General features: G+C 31.2%; 3 protein-coding genes. 1 reads left to right on the forward strand and 2 read right to left on the reverse strand.

Annotated features, from left to right (window positions below; genetic code table 11):
* Positions 1–204 precede the first annotated feature (204 nt).
* Positions 205–1,011 (forward strand): HNH endonuclease, encoded by an 807-nt coding sequence (locus ACQV2X_RS08495; RefSeq protein WP_428874586.1) that lies wholly within the window; start codon positions 205–207, stop codon positions 1,009–1,011.
* 603 nt (positions 1,012–1,614) lie between these two features.
* Here ACQV2X_RS08495 and ACQV2X_RS08500 read toward each other — a convergent pair.
* Together ACQV2X_RS08500 and ACQV2X_RS08505 are read right to left on the reverse strand one after the other, a co-directional pair.
* Entirely contained in the window at positions 1,615–2,481 is an 867-nt protein-coding gene (locus ACQV2X_RS08500) for a hypothetical protein (protein WP_428874585.1), read from the reverse strand.
* A 473-nt stretch (positions 2,482–2,954) separates the two neighbouring features.
* Positions 2,955–3,788, reverse strand: a complete 834-nt coding sequence (locus ACQV2X_RS08505; protein WP_428874584.1) for a hypothetical protein — start codon at positions 3,786–3,788, stop codon at positions 2,955–2,957.
* Positions 3,789–3,924: the final 136 nt, after the last annotated feature.

The raw sequence follows: 3,924 nt of genomic DNA on the forward strand, positions 1-3,924 counted from the left end.
GGCTTATATGAGGCTTTAATGGTGATGAACATTGTACTAAGTTATTTTACACAATTATATGGACTTTATCGACAAATTGTAATTAAAACAACTTGGTAGATTAATGGAGAAAAATAACAGGATAATTATATTTTATTTATTTTAATTTTAATTTAAATATTAAACTATGGGTATTGTAAACATTTTATTGAAAGGAAGAATCTATTGGAAAATTTTGTCAAAATTCCTGCATCAGATACTCGGTTTATCCATTTTAAAGCACGGTTGAAAAATGAACTAGAAATATTTTACAATTACATATTGAATCACACAAATACAAACCTTTCGAGTGGTAAAAGTAGATCCTATACAAATTATTTAATAAGACTAGGAATTATTTCAGAAAAAACATTCAATTATAAAATCAATTCATTTTTTGATTTAAATACTTTTCACAATATAAGTAGATTAAATACCGACTTTCATGAAAGTTTTAGAATTTATAATCTCGCAGAGAATAGATATCCTAATGCAACTTTAAATAGTTATATGCATTTTTTTAAATTTTATTACTTTTTGACAGAATCTCAAGAAGATTCATTAATTATAGAACTATCAAATTCTTTCAATACATCCGATAAAAAGATTCCTGAAGGTAAATTGGAGAAGAAACCCAAGAAATATGATTCAAAAACAATTCCAAGAAATAGTTATTATGCCCAAAAAGCAAAGGAAAATGCTGGTTGGAAATGTGAAGTGAATAAAAAACATAAAACCTTTCTTACTAAAAATAATAAGCCTTATATGGAGGCTCATCATTTATTACCAATGTTTGCTGAATTAAATTATGATTACTCTATTGATTTCCCAGAAAATATTGTGTGTTTATGTCCCACATGTCATATGCAACTGCACCATGGACGTGAAAATGATAAAAAGACAATTATTAAGAAATTATATAATGAAAGAAAAGATTTTTATAAAAAACGAGGAATTGATTTAACATTATCCGAGTTACTAGAATACTATTAAGTATCTTAAATTTTATGGAGAGCATTTTGTGGATATACACTTAACTTTATATGAATTGATTCAAATTCTAAAGAGAATATCAAGCTGAAGACGTGAATGAGCAAATCGAAAGGATTAATTAAATCTGAGGAGAATCTATATAGTTAGACTTTCAATCCGAGATCTTACTGTTAAAAATGGACAAGCGCCTTTAACGGTTGAAGGAAAAAATTGATTGAGGAGTTGGCAGTTTTTTTGAAGATAAAGAAATCCGTGCTATTTATGCGAGTCTATATCTTGGTGTCAAACAAACCATTGAACCTACAGCTGAACGATTAGAGTGAAAAAGTATTTACCAGAAAGATATACGAGAGCGTAGGATTGGCGAAGGGGGAAGAGTTTTCCGCAATCTTGGAAGATGAATTCAAAATATTAAATGAAGGACATGTAGTATCTTACGCCGTTGTTCAGGCGATCGTGGGGACCAGCCGCAATCATCGTTAAACGATAATAAAAATTATACTCACCATCCAATTAAGTGACCCCCAAAAGAGAGTTTTGTAACTCTAACTTTTGGGGGTCGGCATACAAATTTGCGTAAGCTTTCATTATGAACGATTGTAATTAGATATCATCTGGATTCATAGAGTCTCTTATATCCTCTAATTCTTGCTCAAGGTCATAGGTATTATCTATGATTTCTTTCTTAAACATATCTTCATGATATTCATTCCACATTTCCATCAGTGTATTTACGCTGATTTCGATATAATCATTATTGTTTCTATAATATGAAATGAAAGAAAATTCTTTTAATAATAAGGTTTCTTTATCGAAGCGAACCATTATATCAGTCGTTAAATCTTCAGGATTAAGTCCAGTAACATATAAATCATAGTGTGATTGAAATTCATCAAAAAGATTAATATCATGACTATTGTTTAAAAAGATGTAGTTATTTTCGTCCTCGTACACTTTTAAATCCTCAGAAACATTTACGATTGAGTCTATTAATAAATGATAGTGTGGATTAGCAAAATAGTCTAATTCTTCAGAAGACTCTGCTATTTGATTGATCCATTCATCGTTTTCAGAGGAACGTGTTAAAACTGCTTTTTCATCAGAGGGTAGAAAGGTCTCCTCAAAAAAGATTTGATCGTTGTCTTCGTACTCAGCGTATAAAATAGCCGCTTTAATAGCTTGATCTGAATTAAAGAGTAAGACTAAAAGTGCCCACTGATGAGAATAGTTGTTTTCTTTATCTGTTTCGACAGCAGAATGAAGGCTGACATTTTCTTTAACGGAAGAAACTTGATCATTTGCCGCTTCAATTTTCTCAAATAATTCTTTAGCGACGTATTGACTAGGCTCTGCTTCATTTATGAAGTCTGCAAAAAAATTATCACTGTTAGCATTTACTTTAACAGGGAGTAGCAGGGACACGGCAATAAATAGTACTACAAATCGGTAGAAATCGCGCGTTACTTTCATTGCTAATCACTCCTTTATAGTTATGTCTAAATTATAAATAAAATAATAGTGTTTATCTACTATTGCAGTAGTGCCCCACTTATTATTTAACCTAATTAGCAAGACTATCCATAATTTTATTTCTTTTCATCTGCTGATCGCGCACTTTAATAGACTTCTGGTTCGACCATAAATTCTTTATGCACTCTTTGAGCAAACTTTAAATTATATTCATGAGGGAACTTTTTAGCTAACCGATCATATCTATTGAAAAAACTCATGCTCTTATTCAATTATTGGGCAAGAGAAATTTTAAGGGGTTGCCTTTGGTCAAATTTTTTTCTTATTCATTGCTTTAATGAAATACAAACAATGCTTTGAAGAAACAGCACAATCTATCTATTTAAATCCTTTGAATCAAAGTAATAATTATTAACGGCGCTTAAAAAACCCTAGCCAATGCTCAAGGACATTAGCTAGGGCTGTTTACTTATTTAAATAGTCAATTCATCCAAATTTTCCAAGTCATCTTCTGATTCCATGAAGAAATCTTCGTTACTAAATTCATTCCACCGATCCATATATGAAAGCACATTAAATTCGACATATCCTTCGTCACCTTCATAGTAAGATAAGAGATTAAATTCTTGAAGCAATAAAGTTTCTTTATCAAAAGTCACCAAAATATCTGTAATTAAATCATCTGAATCAAGACCCGAAATAGATAGGCTATAATGTGGCTGAAATTTATCAAAAAGATTTAGCGTTTGGTTGTCATTAAATAATAGATAGGATGTTTCATCTTCATAAAATTTTAGTTTATCTGCCATCCCCATGATTGTTTCAAACAAAAGATGATAATTGGGGTTAGCATAATAATCCTCTTGTTCGAGCGAATCTTTTAATAGATCTACCCAGTCCTCATTTTCAGAAGAGCGCGTCCAAACCGCTTTTTTATTCGATGGCAAGAAAGTCTCTTCATAGCGAAACTGATCGTTTTCGTCATATTCAGAATACAGATAAGCGCCTTGAATAGTTTGATTGTTTCCAAAGAGCAATTCAATCGTTGCGGCTTGGCTAAAATAATTTTCCTCTTCACCGGATGCGGTGACAACATAAAGTCCGACGTTTTGAGTAACTGAATCAACGGAGCGGTTTTCCGTTTGAATTTGTTTAAGTAATACATTAGTGTCTTTCTTACTAGGTTTAGCGTGGGCATGCTCTTCAATGAAATAATTATTATTTTGAGCATGAGCATGGGTAGGAAGTAAAAGGGATGCCACTATACCTACTAGAAAGATTAAAGGGAAACTGAACCTTTTCTTCATTAATTATCACTCCTTTATTTTTTAAGTATAGATAAATAGAAGAGAGCAATCAACTACTAATTAAATTGATTGCAAAGGATAGTGTTAAACGTAAATGATAATGTCTCAAGAGAACACAAATCAAAATGTCCCACTA

Origin of the sequence: Facklamia sp. P12945 (genome assembly GCF_050409485.1) — a bacterium.
In the GTDB taxonomy this organism is placed as follows: domain Bacteria; phylum Bacillota; class Bacilli; order Lactobacillales; family Aerococcaceae; genus Facklamia.